Here is a 16,723-nt window from a genome sequence, read left to right on the forward strand (position 1 = left end):
CACTTGAACATCACGCATAGTGATCAACCTCAATAGTGAAACATGACGATACGTGATAGGGTGAGCACCTGTCTATAGCCGCTTGTAAACGTTATGAATAAAACGATTATCCCCTCAGAACAAACTCAGCAACAAGCCATGAAAGTCGCCTTAGCCACTCAGAAGCAGGGACAAACTAAAGAGCAAACCAAGCTGATCGCCCAAGGTATTGAGAAAGGCATTGCTTTGTATAAAAAACAGCAAAAAGAGAAAAACCGGCAGGTAGATAAAGCAAAAAAAAGAGCATTGCAGCTAAAGAAAACCGCACAAAATAGAGAAGAAGAACCCGCGCAGATTGAAACTTCATCCAGCTTAGTACCGACCTCATGGTTACCTTGGGCACTGCTGATCGTGAGCTGGCTTGGTTTTATCTCTTATTTAGCTTTGAAAGGTTAACTTATGAAAAGACTGTCTATATTATTGCTGGCAGCGCTAATGATAGGCTGTAGCTCATCACACAGCCCACTTCCAAACGATGCAGATCGCATCCAGATCCGTACTGATGCCGGATTTGATGCTGATCAGTGTAATTGGTTAGGGGATGTGACAGGCAGTGAAGGTTACTGGTTCAGCTCTTGGCTCATTCCCAATGACAAATTGATTCGAAGGGCGGTAAACGAGCTAAAAACTCACGCCCATCAATTGGGGGGCGATACAGTAACGCTCGATTACTCCAATTATTTCAAAACCTCTGTTACGATTTTGGGCACCGTTTACTGCTGCTCATGCGATATCAATGTGAAAACACCATAAAAAAAGCCAGCAAATGCTGGCTTATGCACTAAATCCAAGGCTAGTCGCAATATCACAGCGACGATCTAATACCCATTGACTATCAAATGGCCCCCAATCAGAGAGTTGATAGTAACCATCATTGTGACGCCTTCCATCTTGAACAAACATCAGTTCAATCCCTATTCCTGGCAGTGCTTTCAGGACATCCTGAATCGTACGGCGAGGCCACCCCGTTTTTTCGATGAGTTTGGGCACGTTGGGCCTTTCAAGGCTTTCTACTAACAAAGCTAAATACAGTCGCCTTGCAAAAACAGGACTCAGTTCCATTGACACCTCCTATTACTGTGCGCTTCATTATTTCTGTTTTTACAGTTGGAGTGTTGCGCTTGATCAATAACTTTCCAATCGTAATCAGCTGAAACGTATTTTTTTAACAACAAAATAAAAGCATCTCTGTTTTGTAAGCCACTGCGCTTCCTGATAGGATTTGACCATTAAAAAATAATGCGCCTTAGCAAGGATTTTTATGACAATCACTATGTATGGCATTCCCAACTGCGACACCATTAAAAAAGCACAAAAATGGTTAGAAGCCGCGGGGGTGGATTACCAATTTCATGACTACCGTAAACAAGGTATTGATGCCGATCTCGTGGCTCAATTTTGCCAAGCGCTTGGTTGGGAAAATGTACTCAATAAACGCGGTACAACCTTTCGTCAGCTCACGCCCTCACAAAAAGAGTCATTAGATGCTAACAATGCAGTGACCTTGCTGGTTGAACAGCCTGCTATGATCAAACGACCTATTTTATTGGTCGACACCCATTACCATCTCGGTTTTAATGCTCAGCAATACGCTGCTATTTTCTCTTAATACAAGGATTTCAAGGATGACAGACAGCCCTGCACTGGCGCTCGCAAAAGATCTCATTAACCGCCAATCAGTAACTCCTGAGGATGCAGGTTGCCAAGACCTGATGATTAAACGCTTACAAGCGCTAGGGTTTGAAGTGGAAACAATGGTCTTTGAAGATACCACTAATTTTTGGGCTCGCCGCGGCACTCAATCGCCTCTTTTTGCTTTTGCTGGCCATACGGATGTGGTTCCCGCGGGCCCTTTAGCGCAGTGGCATACAGCGCCGTTTGAAGCCACTGTAATTGATGGTTATTTGCATGGACGCGGGGCGGCAGATATGAAAGGCTCGCTTGCTTGCATGGTTGTCGCTGTCGAGCGCTTTATTGAACAGCACCCTAACCATCAAGGCTCGATTGCCTTTTTGATCACTTCAGATGAAGAAGGGCCATTCATCAATGGCACCACTCGCGTAGTCGATACGTTAATGGCGCGTAATGAGCCAATTGAGATGTGTATCGTCGGTGAGCCATCGAGTACATTAAATGTGGGCGATGTGATAAAAAATGGCCGTCGAGGTTCAATTACAGGCGATCTACAGATAAAAGGGATTCAAGGACACGTTGCCTATCCTCACCTTGCTAATAACCCGATTCACCAAGCCTTGCCTGCGCTAGCCGAACTTGCGGCAATAAAATGGGATGAAGGGAACGCTTATTTCCCACCGACCAGCTTCCAAATTCCAAACTTGCAAGCTGGTACGGGGGCATCAAACGTCATCCCCGGTGAGTTTGACGTGCAGTTTAACTTCCGTTTCAGTACCGAGTTAACCGATGAAGAGATCAAGCGCCGCGTGCATTCTATCTTAGATGCCCATGGATTGGATTATGAATTACGCTGGACATTAAGCGGCCAACCTTTCTTGACCGATACGGGTTCATTACTGACTGCCGTCGTTAAAGCCGTCGATGAGGTGAACCACAAATCCCCAGAGCTATTGACGACAGGGGGCACATCTGATGGACGCTTTATTGCCCAGATGGGCGCACAAGTAGTCGAACTTGGTCCTGTTAACGCGACAATTCATAAAGTTAACGAGTGCGTTAAGATTGCCGATTTAGAGAAACTGACGGATATGTACCAAAAAACCCTAGAGAATTTATTGGTGTAATTCATGACTCCAGAGCAGTTGACCGGACAAACCGACTCCCATTTAACATCAGTACTGATTGGGCAGAAATCTTTCTTGGTTCACCCTGGGGTGATCCAAGATTTGCTCGATTTAAAGCAAGCGGCTGACGATGCTGGTTTTGATTTCCATATCGCCAGTGGGTTTCGTGATTTTGAACGCCAGTTGAACATCTGGAATCGGAAAATGTCAGGGCAAGCCGAATTACTTGATAATAACAGTCAACCGGTAAACCCTGCTCAGTTAAGCGAAGAACAAAAGATATTCACGATTTTGCGCTGGTCAGCGCTGCCCGGTAGCAGCCGCCACCATTGGGGTTGTGACTTTGATGTTTTTGATCGCAAAGCATTACCGACAGGTGTCACGCTCAAGCTTGAACCGTGGGAATATCTCTCAGGCCACCAAGCTCCTTTTTATCAATGGATGAAAGAGCATTTACCTAAGTTTGGTTTTTTCTTCCCCTACCAAGGAAAGAAAGGCGGTGTTGCGTTTGAACCTTGGCATATTAGCCACAAAACAGCGGCTAAAGACTGTCTTGACCTGTTGACGCCAAGCGTATTGGCGACACAGCTTGAAAACATGCCGCTCCTAGGTGTGTCGACGGTACAAGAGAACTTAGATCGGATCTACACTCAGTACATTGTTAACATCAGCCAACCGGAGTCCTGATATGGAATTCATTACCAACCCTTGGGTTATCACCATTGTCATCTTAGCGGTGTTTATCGGTAATATTGCCGCGCTAAAATACACGGCTAACATGAAATTTGGCTTGAAAGGGAAGAAGAGTGATCTGGATAAACTCAACGAATTTGATAAGCACGAGAACTCAGATTCAGAGCAAAAATAAAGGGACTTTCGTCCCTTTATTTTTCATGGGTTCGTCATCACAATTACTGACGCCCGGCAATCGCCGACAGTACAGGCACCATATCTTTCAGCAGTTCTTCTTCCACTGGCTTGCCGGCTGAATTGGTCACGTTGATCGAGGTACGGTTGCCTAAATCACCTAACAAGAAGGTGTAAGTTCCACTTTTCAGTGAGATAGGTTTCACGCCAATATCTTGCCAAAAGGCATCGTCAGGTGCAGCGTATTTCGCTTTTATTGTCCCTTGAGATTGGTTGCGCTCTTCGAGAGTAAAGCCGATTTGCGGCATGAGATTAGGCAAACGTTGCCACAGAACATCGTAAGAGGTACGAGCAATAATGACAGGGAAACCACTACGGTCACTGCCCATAGTAATGGGGATCTGTTTAACCAAATGTTGAGCTTTACGCGCGGCTTCTTGACGTAGTTCGGTATCATAACGAGCCGTAACCAAATTAGTCATAAATGCGTTGTAACGCTCCTTATTGGTCGCGCTTACCGGCACATTTTTGCCCCCTTCACGCCAATCAGTCAACGAAATCTTAAAACCAAAACGATTATTTGCCATCACTCGTGAGATTTGATAGCGGCTACCAATCTCAACTTCTTCATCTTCGGAAATCCAAGTGACCCAATCCGTGTCAATCTGGTTTTCACTTTGAGCAGCAATACCGATGTTGCGCTCTTTCAGCATAGCTAAGGCGGTTTGCCACACCTTGTCGGCTTCCTCTTGCTTGATCATCCATAATGTCACTTCGCCATTTTGACGCTCTGCACGCGCACCAGGGATCAATTCTAAGACTTGTTGAGGAGGACGAATGTCCACACTGCGGCCAATACCACCTTGGAATTCACCTTCTGGTATTTGGTAGTTAAGATAAAACTGCGGGGTGGCTCCTTCTGGAAGTTGCCACTCTTTTAAAGCAGGGGTTTCTAAATAAGCAAAATCATCTTTTGCTTGGCGACGCTGAGAAGGGTTACCAGCACATGCGCTTAAAACAAAAACAGCTAGTGAACTAATAACTAGCTGATGAGTAAATTTCATTAAAACTCCTAGACTGCCGAGGAAAAAGCCTCGGCACAATATTGAATCGATTTAGAAGATACAAGCTTCGGCCATGGCTTGGGCAACAGTTGGTCGTGCTGGTTCAGACAGTTCAGTCAAAGGTAGACGTAGATCACCATTTGTAATCAATCCCATTTTATGAGCAGCCCATTTCACTGGGATCGGGCTTGACTCAACAAACAACCCCTTATGCAAAGGCATTAAACGCTGATTAATAAGCTCAGCCTCATCGAATCGACCTTCTAATGCTAAGTGCATCATCTGCGCCATATCTTTAGCGGCAATATTATTCGTCACCGAAATCACGCCTTGTCCACCCAATTTAACGAACTCTAAACCTGTCGCGTCATCACCACTTAATAAGATAAAGTCTTTTCCACAAAGTTCACGATGCAGAGCCACTCGGCTCAAATCACCCGTTGCATCTTTTAAGGCGACAATCGTTTTAATTTCAGCAAGGCGGGCAACCGTTTCAGGGCGTAAATCCACCGCGGTACGGCCAGGTACATTATAGAGAATCTGTGGAATATCAGTCTCTTGAGAAATTGCTTTGTAGTGTTGAAATAAACCTTCTTGGGTTGGTTTATTGTAATAAGGAGTCACACTTAAACAGCCAGCAATACCTGTATTATTTAACAAACGGCTAAACGTTACCGCTTCATGAGTAGCATTCGCACCCGTTCCCGCAATCACAGGAATACGTCCTTCGGCAAACTCGACCGTTTTTGCGACAACTTTGACATGCTCTTCAACGGTTAGCGTGGCAGATTCACCCGTTGTTCCGACGGCAACAATGGCGTCAGTTCCGGCTGTCACGTGAAAGTCCACCAGCTTCTTCAAACTAACAAAATCAACCTCACCATCATGATTAAACGGTGTAATGAGCGCTACGATACTTCCTGAAAACATGTCCATCTCCCTAATCTGTTACTTTCTGCATGGTACTGTAAGGCGATTGAAAAACACAAGGGATTAAATTCGCTTAATCAGCCCATTTGGATGAATATTTATCAGATGTTAGAGGTTTAACAAACAACATCAATTAAGGGCAAACTTTATAGCGGATCTGAATATGTCGATGTCAATAACACGTTATTTTCAAGACGGAGTTCTTAAAAAGCCATTCCATCATCGTTCCTCTATAATTTAACTGTGATAACATGCCAAAAACGATAAAAGTGAAGCGATATTATGACTCAGCATCTAGTGATCACTGCCGTAGGGACAGACCGCCCGGGTATCTGTAATGAAGTGGTGCGTTTAGTAACGCAATCAGGCTGCAATATCATCGATAGTCGGATTGCTTTGTTTGGTAAAGAGTTCACCCTCATCATGCTGGTCTCTGGCAATGCAAACCACATCACACGAGTAGAAACGACTCTGCCTTTATTAGGTCAGCAGCATGATCTTATTACCATAATGAAACGTACATTACCTCATGATTACCAAGATAATGCCTATACTGCTGAAGTGTTTGTTGAGTCTGAAGACAAACTTGGCCTAACAGAGAAATTCACTCAATTTTTTGCCAATCGCAATATTGGAATGGCTTCACTAAGCGCGCAGACAATTCACAAATCTAAACTACGCCTTGATCACGACCAATTTCACATTGCCATTACCGCCAGTGTCGATTCAGGATGCAACTTGATGCAGCTACAAGAAGAATTTGACAGTTTATGCACGACATTGAATGTACTAGGTTCGCTCAACTTTATAAAAAACAGCCAATAAAAAAGGAAGAATAATGAAAACGCTTACTGCAGGCACGCCAGCACCTGCTTTTTCACTTTTAGATCAAAATGGAAATACCGTTTCCCTTGCTGATTTCTCAGGGAAAAAGGTGTTGTTCTACTTTTATCCTAAAGCCATGACACCAGGTTGTACTGTTCAGGCTCAAGGCCTTCGAGATGTCAAAGCAGAACTCGATGCTCACAACGTGGTGGTACTCGGAGTCAGCACCGATCCGGTGAAGCGTTTAGGTAAGTTCATTGAACGTGATCACTTAAACTTTACTTTATTATCCGATGAAGACCACGTGGTTGCTGAGCAGTTCGGCGTATGGGGTGAGAAGAAGTTCATGGGCAAAGTGTATGATGGTCTACACCGGATTAGCTTTTTAATTAATGAGCAAGGTATCATTGAACAGGTTTTTGATAAATTCAAAACCAAAGATCACCATGAAGCGGTACTTGATTATCTAAACGCCCAATAATCAAAGCTCAACCGAAATAAAAATGCCAGTTCTTAATACTGGCATTTTTGTAACACGACTAATCAAAAGTTGATGTGTAATTACACAATGAACTTATTGAGCAGAGCATCTTGCTCACGAACGTTTTCAGTTTGTACCTGCATTGCGATATTGGCTTCTTCAGCAGATTGCGCCACTTGCGTCGACAAATCTTTAATCTTCACGGTATTGGTGTTGATCTCTTCAGCCACAAGGCTTTGCTCTTCTGCCGCAGATGCAATTTGGATATTCATGTCCGAAATCACTTGTATCGCATCACGAATACGGTTCAGTGCCGAATTTGCCGTTTTCGCTTTATTCACCGCATCAACAGCCGTCGTTTTACTTTCATTCATAGCCGAAGAGACGGAGCTTGCCCCTGCTTGTAATTGCTCAATCATACTGCGAATTTCGGTGGTCGATTGCTGAGTGCGTTGCGCTAGTGTTCGCACTTCATCAGCAACAACGGCAAAACCACGGCCAGATTCACCCGCTCGAGCCGCTTCAATCGCCGCGTTTAAGGCAAGCAAGTTAGTTTGATCAGCAATGTCATTAATTACTTTCAAAATGGTTTCAATATTCCCCGTCGCGGACTCTAGGCCTTTCACCTCTTCCACCGCTTGGTCAATGCGGGCCGATAAATTGTCGATCGACAATGTCGTTTCACTGACCACACTTGAACCATCTTGCGTTGCTTCATCGGCTTCTTTCGCCGCTGCTGCTGCACCTTGCGCATTATTGGCAACTTCTGTCGATGTCACTGCCATTTCGTGCATTGCAGTGGCTAGTTGCTCTAACTCTTGTAACTGGGTGCGCATCGCTTCTGCTGACTCATGAGCACCTTGCACCGTAAGCTCGGTACCACGCATGATCTCTTCACCAATCGCTTTTGATTGCGTGATCTGCTTTTGCAGCGTCTCGGTAAAGGTATTGAACCCTGACGCGAGCTGAGCAAACTCTTGGTCTGTATTGGTATCCAGACGTTTAGTTAAATCCCCCTGCCCTGAGGCAACATCTTGAATCGCTTCGTTAAGCACGCCCAATGGACGAATTAACACTTTAATCAGTAGTGTCAAGCCAATCATACTTAACACAAGCCCAATTAATGTATAGATAATAGAACTGTTGCGTAACACGTCGATAGCATTAAAAGCGATCGATTCATCGACAATCGCACCGATGTACCAGTTCTCACTTGGAATATGAGTGAAGCTAACGAGATACCGGGTACCATCAATTTCAATCTGTTGGTCCCCCTCTTTCAGAGTCACTTGTGGCAAATAAGTCGACAGTTTCTCACCGTTATTTTTGGTGTCTGGGTGGGCAATCGTCGCCCCATCACCTGAGACGATAAAGAGGTAACCTGCATCAAATAAATTAATAGAGTTCACCAATTCAGCTAAACCCGTCAATTCCATATCGTAGAACATGGCACCAGAAAATCGACCTTGATCGTAAATAGGCGTACCAATAGAAATGATCACATTTTTGGTAGAAATATCGACATACGGCGCTGTAACGATAAGCTTTTTCGATGCTTTAGCATCCACAAACCAAGGACGCTTACGAGGATCGTAGTCACCGCTTGGTTCCCAACCGTCATCATTCTCCACCACTTTACCGTCAGACTCATACCCTAATCCTATGGCTAAAAAGCTTTTTTTCAATTTCGGCTTTTCAAGAATATTTTTAACGTAATCCCGGTTGAGCGGATCAAGCTCAATCACTTCAGTCGTCGATTGAGCCAAGGTTTTTTTACTTTCCATTTCAGAAACAATAGTGTTTTTGACCCCAGACTCCATCTCATGCAAGCTTTGGGTTACTAGAGATTCAATTTCCGAGCGAACGATACTCAGCTGCTGGATAGAAATAAGTGAGACAGTAACAAGCAGAAATGCAGAAGAAGCTGCAACTATTTTTTGGCTAAACTTCATAAGTATCCCTCATAGATGCCAAATTAATTATCATTGTTGTGGTTATAGTTGGTTATCGCCAAGTTACAAAAAATCTATAGCTTTTTTACACATCCACTCAGTTTAGTCTAATCAATATTCACTATTTGGCAAAAAAAAGCCCAAACGGATCACGGTTTGGGCTTTTTTTGGAATGATGTGTGCTATCAGTTAATCACATTAAACGATGCTAGGGAGATTCAACTTCAACAACAGGTTCATCAGTGCTGGGCAAAGCATGCCATACTGCTTTTACTAGAGTGGCAAGAGGAATAGCAAAAAATACGCCCCAAAACCCCCAAAGCCCACCAAAGACTAACACTGCAACAATGATGGCAACGGGATGTAGATTAACGGCTTCAGAAAATAGAACGGGAACCAATACGTTGCCATCCAAAGCTTGGATGATGCCATAAGCAATTAATAATGTGTAAAACGGCGGAGTCATGCCCCATTGGAAGAGGCCAACGATGGCAACTGGCACTGTCACAGCGGCCGCGCCAATATAAGGGATCAAAACCGATAGACCCACAGCCACAGCAAGCAACACCGAATAGCGTAAATCAAGAATGGCAAAAGTGACGTAACTGATACTGCCGACAATCAGTATTTCTAACACTTTTCCACGGATGTAGTTTGAGATTTGTTGGTTCATCTCTTGCCATACTTTAGCAGCGAGTTTACGGTTGCGTGGCAACAACCCACTGGTCATTCGCAACATTTCATTCTTATCTTTCAATAAAAAGAACACCAGCAACGGCACTAAAATGAGATAGACACCCAAGGTGGCTAAACTTACAAGAGAAGCAAGTGACCCTTTAACGACACTTTCCCCCATACCTAAAGCCTGATTCTTCGCATTACTTATTACAGACTCAACAATCTGTAAGTTATCGAGTTCTGGATAACGTTCAGGAATACTTAAAATAAAGGTTTGTAATCCGCTGTACATATTAGGGATGTCATTAATTAAATTACCAACCTGCTTCCAAATGGTTGGAACTAAACCAAAGATAGCCAACAGCATCAAACCAACAAATAGCAAAACAACCAAAATTACAGAAACTGTCCTAGGAAGCCCAAAACGGCGCAATTGCATCACTGGCCACTCCAGTAAATATGCAAGGACAATCGCGACTAACAAGGGCGCAATCAAATGACCGAAGAAATATATCGTTATAAAACCAAAAAATAGGATAGCAACCAGACTAACGGCATGCGGATCAGAAAAGCGTCTTTGATACCAACGAGTTACCATTTCAAACATTTAATCGAGTTCCTTAATTACTTTTAGCCAAAAATAGCCGGGTGACGTGTTCCACTGGCAACGAAAGCCATGAGCAGACAAATATTTTTCTATATCCTGTCCTGAGCTGACGTCGTTGAGCCAAATGTTTAATACCTCACCCAAAACCAATTGAACAGTGTGACGCTTCGCAAGTAATAAAGCCATCGGACAACGCTGCTGGCGTAAATCCAGAATATTTGGTTCCATTCTTCTGCTCAATGCTTAATATAGGCCTGCCATTGTATCGAGTTTTGACTGGCATGCCAGTGTTTATCGATACTCAAACACCGGCTGGCTTACTCTTCTCTCTCTACAATTTTTGGCCGCTATTTTGAGTTGGAAACCAATTCACACATTCAATGTCATACAGACAAGAAGATCACGGAATATCACTGACGAATATGAAGTTTAAACGCGCTCGATCCTTACTTTGCCTCTGTATTGCCGTGGCGATAAACGCCCCTTCTTTGAGCTATGCCGACACCATAGAGCTACCGAACATTGGGACGGTAGCAGGTTCGACCTTGACGATTGATCAAGAGCTGATTTATGGTGATGCTTATATGCGTATGCTGCGTAACAGTCAGCCGATCGTCAATGACCCGGTGATAAACGAGTACATCGATAGCCTAGGACATAAATTGGTTGCCAACGCCAACGATGTAAAAACACCGTTCACCTTTTTTATGATCCGCGACCGCAACATCAATGCGTTTGCCTTCTTTGGCGGTTATATTGCGTTGCACTCTGGGCTGTTTTTGCATGCACAAACAGAAAGCGAACTCGCTTCTGTTATTTCACACGAAATTGCTCACGTCACGCAGCGCCATTTAGCACGCAGTATGGAAGACCAAGCCAGACGCTCACCAGCAACCATCGCCGCATTGGCGGGCTCGTTGCTACTTGCTATTGCGGCACCGGAAGCAGGCATTGCTGCCATTACAGCTACCACTGCAGGCAGTATGCAAAGCCGAATAAATTATACGCGCAGTAATGAAAAAGAGGCCGACCGATTTGGCATTGCAACACTAGCTAAAGCGGGTTTTGATGCTCAAGCCATGCCAAGGTTTTTTGGCCGCCTCGCCGATGAATACCGTTACGCGAGTAAACCGCCACCGATGCTACTGACCCATCCGCTGCCAGAAGATCGGATTACCGATAGCCGTGAGCGCGCCCAACACTACCCGCTTATGCGCCTTCAACCTTCGTTGGATTATCATTTAGCACGCTCGCGAATTGTTGCTCGCTATGCTGGAATTGATAATGAAGCCGCTCTTGATTGGTTTAAGCGTGCGGAGAAAAAAGAAAATGCAGCTCTCATCCCAGCCTTCCAATATGGTAACGCCTTGGTCTATCTCGATAGTAAGCAACTCGAAAAATCACAGGCAATTTTATCAAAACTGGTTGCGCAAGACCCGACAAACAATTTCTATCTTGATGCGATGGCCGATCTTTATATCGATCTAAATCAAGCGGATAAAGCGCAAACCTTGCTAGAGAACGCGCTCAAACAAAAACCGAACAATCCAACCTTGACGATTAACTATGCTAACAGCTTGTTAAAACAAGATAAATTATCTGACGCTATTCGAGTATTACAGCGCTACACCCATGACAACCCAAATGATCCCAACGGCTGGCATTTACTCTCAGAAGCGAGTATCAGCATTGGTAATAGCCAAGAAGATCTCGCCGCGCGAGCAGAGCTTCTAGCGCTCAAAGCCAATTGGAATAAAGCGATTCAGTATTACACTCAAGCGAGCCAACTTGCGAAACTTGGCAGCTTAGAACAAGCTCGCTACGATGCACGCATTGACCAATTGATGGTGCAACGAGACCGATTTTTATCACTCCAATAATCACAATACAACGAGGAGAAGTTATGTCAGTCGTGATTTATCACAACCCGAAATGCTCAAAAAGTCGTGAAACTCTGGCACTGCTGGAAGACCGCCAGTTAAAGCCACAGATCATCAAATACTTAGAGCAAGCGCCAACCATCGATCAGTTAAAAACCTTGTATGCTCAACTCAGGCTACAGCAGGTTCGTGACATGATTCGCACTAAAGAAGAGCTCTATAAAGAACTTGGCCTAAATGATGAGGCACTTACTGATGATCAGCTGTTTTCCGCCATGGCCGCGCACCCTAAGTTGATTGAGCGTCCCATTGTTGTCGCCAATGGTAAAGCGCGCCACGGCCGTCCACCAGAGCAAGTGCTTGAGATCTTATGAGTATTAAAGTCGTCGTACTTTATTACAGCAAGCACGGTTCAACACAAGCGCTAGCACGGCAAATCGCACGCGGTATTGAAGCGCAAGGTGCTGAAGCAATCCTACGCACAGTCCCTGCGCTAGACAGTCATGCCGAGCAAGCAGCCGATCCTTACCTTACACTGGATGAGTTAAAACAGTGTGATGGCTTAGCTTTTGGCAGCCCAGTTTGGTTTGGTAATATGGCCGCACCATTGAAACACTTTTGGGACCAAACGACTCCTTTATGGATTAGTGGTGCATTAATCGATAAACCCGCTTGCGTGTTTACCTCTTCATCTTCTTTGCATGGCGGTCAAGAGAGTACGCAACAGAGTATGATGCTACCACTGATGCATCATGGCATGCTAATGGTTGGCATCCCTTATTCAGAGCCTGCATTGCATACCACAACCGCTGGAGGCACACCATATGGTGCAAGCCATGTCGCAACACACTCGTCACAGCTCACTACGCACGAAAGTGAACTGGCTAAAAATTTAGGAAAACGGCTGGCTATGCTCGCCAGCCGATTAAAGGACAGATTATGACGGCAGATATGATGCCACGTACTAAACAGTATCGATGGCTAGCTTTACTGAGTAACTTATCCTTGATTATATGGGTGGTTTTATGGCAATTCTCGCTCTCTCCTCACCCTCATCTTAATCATCTTGCATTGGCCATTGCATGGGTTATCCCACTACTTTTACCATTACCGGGAATTTTGGCCGGAAAACCCTACACTCACGCCTGGGCCAACTTTGTTTTAATGCTCTACTTTCTACACGCGTTGACGCTGATTTATGTTGATGGAGGGGAGCGCTGGTTAGCGGTAGTGGAACTGCTACTGACATTTGCCGCTTTTGTCGGTAATACCTTGTATGCTCGCCATCGCGGTAAAGAGCTCGGACTGAAACTCAAGCGTCTATCCGAAGTCGAAAAGCAAGAGAAAGCCAATTTTACCCACGATAACCAAGCATAGAGTTAATCCATGACAGGATTGCCTATCCTCCTCATGCAAAAAGAGCCCTGATGGGCTCTTTTTGATTATCTCAGCATTTGTTCAAGGGGTGACTGAGTACTTTACGCTTGCCACTCAAAAGAGAGCACTCGCTTCACTGGTTCAGTGATGGCCTGAGATAATGACGGTTCAGGTGTGACTTGCAAAGAGCCTGACTCCACAGCAGAATCATCAACCTCTGCTGCTGGGGTAAGCTGTGTTGGCACACTCTCTGGCTGTGGGTCGTCAATTTTAGCGACTTTGCCCATGCGTAGCACTTCTTGCTCAAACTCGGACTCTGAAGCCAACAAATGCACTTCGAAAGTAATTTCCTCACCTTGAATCTTGAGAATGTCCAAAGAAGCAACAGAGCTTAAGCGCTTCAACTTATTCTCCAAGGTAAAGAAATCCATTGCATCATCAATCGGGCTAAAACGAGCAAGCAGCGAAGAAGAGGATTCACTGGCCACGATAACCGAGCTCTTTCTTGCATAGTAATCACTCAATTGATCAACCATTTGTTCAATGGCATCGTCACCAGACGCTTGACCAGACAGTGGCGCTTTCGTCGCTTGTGTGATTTGAACGGCAGGTTGATCATACAAACTCCAACGCACACCATTACTTTGCACTCTGACCACCAATACAGCATCGGTTGGATAACGTTGGCTAGCCATGCTGATAGGCTGCACGAAACCGCCCCACAAATCCGATACTTCCACACCGGTAATATCATCAAAATCACCCACAGGTACTGTGATAGGCAAACCGCGAGTTTGAGTCGCGTCTTTAAGCTGTTTTAGCGTACTGCTACCAGAGTGTTCCCATGCAATGCTGCGCTCGTAACCTGACTCTTCAATCAACCAAATTAAAACATTAGCTCGGTTTTCAGGCCAAAATGGCAATTGAGCTTGAGTTAATAATGTGCGGATATGCGGTGCGCTGAACCCCATGGCAATCGAAGATTGCGCCCCATTTTGACCATAACTGATTTGCGCTAAATATTGCGAATTCTGCCTTAAAGCTTTTTGAATCACCTCATTGTTCACCGCATTCCTATCACCCGAGGCTCGAACAATGACTTCGCTCATCCCTTTAATCCGAGCATTCGCATCGGCATTATCTTGCTGCTGATCAATCACGACTTCGGTATGGTATAAGTCGACCTTGGTTAAGGCATAAGCAGGAAGCGTGAGCAAGCCCATCACCAACATAGCTAAATAGCGCATACTGTTCCTATGATCTGTTTTGTGAACGTCGATGATAAGCAACTATCCGGTCCGCGGCAAGGAATCCACGGCAGAGTTCGATGATAATTCCATCAACATTCGTGACTTTATTTGATCTAGTTTCAATGGCAATCGTTTGCAAAAGTGATAGAATCCCGCGAATTTTTATTTTGCTTCAGGGAAATCATGATGAAAAATGCCATCCAAGGCGCACAAATGCTCTTCGTCGCATTTGGTGCACTGGTTCTTGTCCCGCTGTTAACTGGGCTTGATCCTAACGTTGCACTATTTGGCGCCGGTGTCGGTACCCTTTTATTCCAACTTATTACTCGCCGCTCTGTCCCCATCTTTCTTGCTTCTTCTTTTGCCTTTATTGCACCGATTATGTTTGGCATCCAAACTTGGGGCGTCGCCTCGACGATGGGCGGTTTAGTGGCCGCTGGTTTTGTCTACATACTACTGGGAGCGATCATCAAAGTCCGTGGCGTCGAAATCATCCACAAAATTTTACCTCCTGTGGTCGTTGGCCCGGTGATCATGGTGATTGGCTTAGGCCTTGCGCCTGTTGCTGTAAACATGGCGCTAGGTAAAACCGGAGATGGCTCATTACAACTGATTAGCTCAGATGTAGCGATGTGGATCTCTTGCGTTTCACTGTTAACCACCATCACGATTAGCGTTTTTGCCAAAGGTTTTCTCAAACTGTTGCCGATCTGCGGTGGTATTTTTGCAGGCTATCTTTTGGGCCTCTATTTTGGTGTAGTGGATTTTACTCCTGTTACGCAAGCGGCCTGGCTGTCAATGCCGAACTTCACTTTCCCTGAGTTCAACATCAACGCGATCTTGTTCATGATCCCAGTTGCCATTGCTCCGGCAGTCGAACACGTGGGCGATATGCTCGCGATCTCAAACGTCACTGGAAAAGATTACATCAAGAAACCTGGGCTACATCGCACCATTGCGGGTGACGGTGTTGCCACCATCGCAGCCTCTATGCTGGGTGCGCCACCAAACACTACATACAGCGAAGTGACGGGTGCTGTAATGCTGACGAAAGCCTTTAATCCAGTAATCATGACTTGGGCTGCGATCACCGCGATTGTATTAGCATTGGTTGGTAAGCTGGGCGCGCTACTGCAAACCATTCCAATTCCCGTAATGGGCGGCATTATGATTTTGCTGTTCGGTTCAATTGCAACGGTTGGCCTAAACACACTGATTAAAAATCATGTCGATCTTCACAAGTCTCGCAACTTAGTGATTGTGGCAGTGACATTAGTGTTTGGTATCGGCGGCATGGCCTTTGGTATCGGAGAGTTTAGCCTACAAGGTGTCAGCTTATGCGGTATCGTAGCCATTATTCTAAACTTGATCCTTCCTAATGACTTAGGAGAAAACCATGTGGTGGATAACGCCCAGATGGAAGAAGAGATCAAACTGAAGAACTAATTTTGCCAGTCAATCCGGCCTCAATCGAGGCCGGATTTTCATTCTCTATTCTTGGCACAATTCAACAAACTCACCTCGCGTTAATAACGCAAGATCGCTCGGTGCCAATTCAATCTCTAAACCGCGTTTACCTGCACTGACACAGATGGTCGATTGTTCTTCTGCGCTGAGATGAATGAAAGTCGGTAGTGCTTTTTTCTGCCCAAGCGGGCTAATGCCACCGACCACATAACCTGTGGTTTTTTGCGCTATGTCTGGATTAGCCATTTCCGCTTTTTTCGACTTAGCCGCTTTGGCCGCACGCTTTAAGTTTAATTTTTGATCAACAGGAATAATCGCGACAGCGAGATTTTTCGGCTCGCCATTTAAGCAAAACAGCAGTGTTTTAAACACTTTTTTCGGATCTTGTCCCAAAACCTCAGCCGCTTCTAAACCATAACTGCTGTGATTAGGATCATGTTGATATTGATGGAGAGTGTGAGGAATTTTTTTCTTTTTCGCCAAATCAATCGCAGGTGTCATCGTGCTTATCTCAAAGTAACCGTTAGTGCCAATAAAAAAGCGATGC

21 protein-coding genes are annotated in these 16,723 nt (G+C 44.9%); 13 read left to right on the forward strand and 8 right to left on the reverse strand.

Going from position 1 to position 16,723, the window contains the following annotated elements; translation table 11 throughout:
* The first annotated feature begins 93 nt into the window (after positions 1 to 93).
* Both CCZ37_RS09345 and CCZ37_RS09350 read left to right on the forward strand, forming a co-directional pair.
* The gene (locus CCZ37_RS09345) at positions 94 to 435 is read left to right on the forward strand and encodes a DUF2956 domain-containing protein (RefSeq protein ID WP_010318727.1); all 342 of its coding nucleotides are present in this window, start codon (positions 94 to 96) and stop codon (positions 433 to 435) included.
* A 3-nt stretch (positions 436 to 438) separates the two neighbouring features.
* A complete protein-coding gene (locus tag CCZ37_RS09350) occupies positions 439 to 792 on the forward strand; it encodes a DUF4156 domain-containing protein (protein ID WP_094500377.1) in 354 nt (117 codons plus the stop codon).
* Between the two features lie 21 nt (positions 793 to 813).
* On the opposite strand, the gene CCZ37_RS09355 is transcribed toward CCZ37_RS09350, so the two are convergent.
* On the reverse strand, positions 814 to 1,101 hold the full coding sequence (locus CCZ37_RS09355) for a winged helix-turn-helix domain-containing protein (protein ID WP_010318729.1): 288 nt from the start codon (positions 1,099 to 1,101) through the stop codon (positions 814 to 816).
* Between the two features lie 199 nt (positions 1,102 to 1,300).
* Here CCZ37_RS09355 and CCZ37_RS09360 point away from each other — a divergent pair, with 199 nt between their 5' ends.
* From CCZ37_RS09360 to CCZ37_RS09375, 4 genes are read left to right on the forward strand one after another with little or no spacing between them, the layout of a single operon-like run.
* Positions 1,301 to 1,648 (forward strand): ArsC family reductase, encoded by a 348-nt coding sequence (locus tag CCZ37_RS09360; protein WP_094500378.1) that lies wholly within the window; start codon positions 1,301 to 1,303, stop codon positions 1,646 to 1,648.
* A gap of 16 nt (positions 1,649 to 1,664) precedes the next feature.
* Positions 1,665 to 2,798 (forward strand): succinyl-diaminopimelate desuccinylase, encoded by a 1,134-nt coding sequence (gene dapE / locus CCZ37_RS09365; RefSeq protein WP_094500379.1) that lies wholly within the window; start codon positions 1,665 to 1,667, stop codon positions 2,796 to 2,798.
* Between the two features lie 3 nt (positions 2,799 to 2,801).
* A complete protein-coding gene (locus CCZ37_RS09370) occupies positions 2,802 to 3,485 on the forward strand; it encodes a M15 family metallopeptidase (RefSeq protein ID WP_094500380.1) in 684 nt (227 codons plus the stop codon).
* Positions 3,457 to 3,666 carry a DUF2897 family protein gene (locus CCZ37_RS09375; RefSeq protein WP_094500381.1) on the forward strand — a complete coding sequence of 70 codons (210 nt, stop codon included), beginning with the start codon at positions 3,457 to 3,459 and terminating at the stop codon, positions 3,664 to 3,666. Before CCZ37_RS09370 ends, CCZ37_RS09375 begins: the two co-directional genes overlap by 29 nt.
* A gap of 43 nt (positions 3,667 to 3,709) precedes the next feature.
* Here CCZ37_RS09375 and bamC read toward each other — a convergent pair whose 3' ends face one another.
* Positions 3,710 to 4,729 carry an outer membrane protein assembly factor BamC gene (bamC, locus tag CCZ37_RS09380; protein WP_010320486.1) on the reverse strand — a complete coding sequence of 340 codons (1,020 nt, stop codon included), beginning with the start codon at positions 4,727 to 4,729 and terminating at the stop codon, positions 3,710 to 3,712.
* Between the two features lie 51 nt (positions 4,730 to 4,780).
* Entirely contained in the window at positions 4,781 to 5,659 is an 879-nt protein-coding gene (gene dapA / locus CCZ37_RS09385; protein WP_094500382.1) for a 4-hydroxy-tetrahydrodipicolinate synthase, read from the reverse strand.
* 282 nt (positions 5,660 to 5,941) lie between these two features.
* Here dapA and CCZ37_RS09390 point away from each other — a divergent pair, with 282 nt between their 5' ends.
* Complete coding sequence (locus CCZ37_RS09390) at positions 5,942 to 6,484, forward strand: glycine cleavage system transcriptional repressor (protein WP_094500383.1); 543 nt, start codon at positions 5,942 to 5,944, stop codon at positions 6,482 to 6,484.
* A gap of 13 nt (positions 6,485 to 6,497) precedes the next feature.
* Complete coding sequence (gene bcp, locus CCZ37_RS09395; RefSeq protein WP_094500384.1) at positions 6,498 to 6,965, forward strand: thioredoxin-dependent thiol peroxidase; 468 nt, start codon at positions 6,498 to 6,500, stop codon at positions 6,963 to 6,965.
* 80 nt (positions 6,966 to 7,045) lie between these two features.
* Here the strand turns inward: bcp and CCZ37_RS09400 are convergent, their stop codons facing one another.
* The 3 genes from CCZ37_RS09400 to CCZ37_RS09410 all read right to left on the reverse strand — a co-directional run bounded on the left by CCZ37_RS09400 (position 7,046) and on the right by CCZ37_RS09410 (position 10,430).
* Positions 7,046 to 8,917 (reverse strand): methyl-accepting chemotaxis protein, encoded by a 1,872-nt coding sequence (locus tag CCZ37_RS09400; protein ID WP_094500385.1) that lies wholly within the window; start codon positions 8,915 to 8,917, stop codon positions 7,046 to 7,048.
* 208 nt (positions 8,918 to 9,125) lie between these two features.
* A complete protein-coding gene (locus CCZ37_RS09405) occupies positions 9,126 to 10,202 on the reverse strand; it encodes an AI-2E family transporter (RefSeq protein WP_010320491.1) in 1,077 nt (358 codons plus the stop codon).
* The gene (locus tag CCZ37_RS09410) at positions 10,203 to 10,430 is read right to left on the reverse strand and encodes a sulfurtransferase TusA family protein (RefSeq protein WP_010320492.1); all 228 of its coding nucleotides are present in this window, start codon (positions 10,428 to 10,430) and stop codon (positions 10,203 to 10,205) included. It lies immediately after the preceding gene.
* A gap of 194 nt (positions 10,431 to 10,624) precedes the next feature.
* On the opposite strand from CCZ37_RS09410, the gene bepA reads away from it, so the two are divergent.
* From bepA to CCZ37_RS09430, 4 genes are read left to right on the forward strand one after another with little or no spacing between them, the layout of a single operon-like run.
* On the forward strand, positions 10,625 to 12,082 hold the full coding sequence (gene bepA / locus CCZ37_RS09415; RefSeq protein ID WP_010320493.1) for a beta-barrel assembly-enhancing protease: 1,458 nt from the start codon (positions 10,625 to 10,627) through the stop codon (positions 12,080 to 12,082).
* 23 nt (positions 12,083 to 12,105) lie between these two features.
* Positions 12,106 to 12,456, forward strand: coding sequence for an arsenate reductase (glutaredoxin) (gene arsC, locus CCZ37_RS09420; protein ID WP_010320494.1), 351 nt, complete (start codon positions 12,106 to 12,108; stop codon positions 12,454 to 12,456).
* Positions 12,453 to 13,025 (forward strand): NAD(P)H:quinone oxidoreductase, encoded by a 573-nt coding sequence (gene wrbA / locus CCZ37_RS09425; RefSeq protein ID WP_010320495.1) that lies wholly within the window; start codon positions 12,453 to 12,455, stop codon positions 13,023 to 13,025. The genes arsC and wrbA overlap by 4 nt, the downstream gene beginning before the upstream one ends.
* 8 nt (positions 13,026 to 13,033) lie before the next feature.
* Complete coding sequence (locus CCZ37_RS09430) at positions 13,034 to 13,459, forward strand: DUF2069 domain-containing protein (protein ID WP_029627254.1); 426 nt, start codon at positions 13,034 to 13,036, stop codon at positions 13,457 to 13,459.
* Positions 13,460 to 13,560: 101 nt separating this feature from the next.
* On the opposite strand, the gene CCZ37_RS09435 is transcribed toward CCZ37_RS09430, so the two are convergent.
* Entirely contained in the window at positions 13,561 to 14,706 is a 1,146-nt protein-coding gene (locus CCZ37_RS09435; RefSeq protein WP_208613911.1) for a DUF2066 domain-containing protein, read from the reverse strand.
* 189 nt (positions 14,707 to 14,895) lie between these two features.
* Between CCZ37_RS09435 and CCZ37_RS09440 the strand changes: the two genes are divergently transcribed.
* Positions 14,896 to 16,155, forward strand: coding sequence for a uracil-xanthine permease family protein (locus tag CCZ37_RS09440; RefSeq protein ID WP_094500387.1), 1,260 nt, complete (start codon positions 14,896 to 14,898; stop codon positions 16,153 to 16,155).
* Between the two features lie 45 nt (positions 16,156 to 16,200).
* Here the strand turns inward: CCZ37_RS09440 and ybaK are convergent, their stop codons facing one another.
* A complete protein-coding gene (ybaK, locus tag CCZ37_RS09445; protein ID WP_094500388.1) occupies positions 16,201 to 16,677 on the reverse strand; it encodes a Cys-tRNA(Pro) deacylase in 477 nt (158 codons plus the stop codon).
* Positions 16,678 to 16,723 lie beyond the last annotated feature (46 nt).

Origin of the sequence: Vibrio qinghaiensis, assembly GCF_002257545.1 — a bacterium.
In the GTDB taxonomy this organism is placed as follows: Bacteria; Pseudomonadota; Gammaproteobacteria; order Enterobacterales; family Vibrionaceae; genus Vibrio; species Vibrio ordalii.